The following is an 879-nucleotide window of genomic DNA, read 5'->3' as shown; positions in this document are numbered from 1 at the left end:
TCAAGGTCTAATAAAAACTTCTTTCTATCAAGACCTCCTGCATAACCTGTAAGCGTTCCATTAGTACCAATCACACGATGGCAAGGTACTATTATAGAGATACGGTTCTTCGCATTAGCATTAGCTACTGCTCTTACCCCTTTAGGATTGCCTACTGCTATTGCCTGCTCTTTATAAGTACGAGTCTCTCCATAGGGTATTGTTTGTAGTACTCTCCACACTTCTTCCTGAAAAGAAGTACCGATAAGCTCTATAGGAAGCGTAAATTCCTTTCTTTCTTTAGCAAAATATTCGTTCAATTGGTGTGCTAATTCTAAAAGCAATGGCGTATCTTTCTCCTCATCATCAGTAATTTTAAAATGTTGCATTGCTATAGCTTGGTCTATTAGTAATGTTTTGCTATCGAAAAAATCAAGTAAGCAAATAGCCTCATCGGTTGCCATTGCTATCATCTCTCCTATTGGAGTTATAATTTTCTTTTTATATAGTTTCTTCATTAACAGTTTTTCAATAATATCTCATTTCTAACTTATAAAACTCTGCAGTGCCAATTCGTAACTCTTCATACCAAAACCTACTATGCACCCTTTCACTACTGGCGATAGATACGAATGATGTCTAAAAGCCTCACGAGCAAAGGTATTTGATATATGCACCTCTACCACTGGTGTAGATACTGCTTTTACTGCATCTGCTAATGCCACTGAGGTATGTGTATACCCTCCTGCATTAAGTATGATGCCATCATAAGTAAAACCTATCTCGTGTATTTTATCAATAAGCTCCCCTTCACTATTGCTTTGAAAATAATGTAATGTTACTTCTGGGTATTGAGTTTGAAGTACTGCTAAATAATCTTCAAAAGTCTGACTCCCATAT

General features: G+C 36.4%; 2 protein-coding genes. Both read right to left on the bottom strand.

Going from position 1 to position 879, the window contains the following annotated elements:
* Positions 1-497, bottom strand: a 497-nt coding sequence (locus HMPREF9074_RS07405) for a methylated-DNA--[protein]-cysteine S-methyltransferase (protein ID WP_084063429.1), incomplete at its 3' end; no start/stop codon positions are given.
* A 27-nt stretch (positions 498-524) separates the two neighbouring features.
* The coding region (locus HMPREF9074_RS07400) for a type II 3-dehydroquinate dehydratase (RefSeq protein ID WP_034540155.1) at positions 525-879 on the bottom strand (355 nt) is incomplete at its 5' end.

Origin of the sequence: Capnocytophaga sp. oral taxon 329 str. F0087, assembly GCF_000213295.2 — a bacterium.
Taxonomy (GTDB): Bacteria; Bacteroidota; Bacteroidia; order Flavobacteriales; family Flavobacteriaceae; genus Capnocytophaga; species Capnocytophaga leadbetteri_A.
Note: the sequence above shows the minus strand (reverse complement) of the source record. Positions and strands in the feature narration are given on the sequence as shown.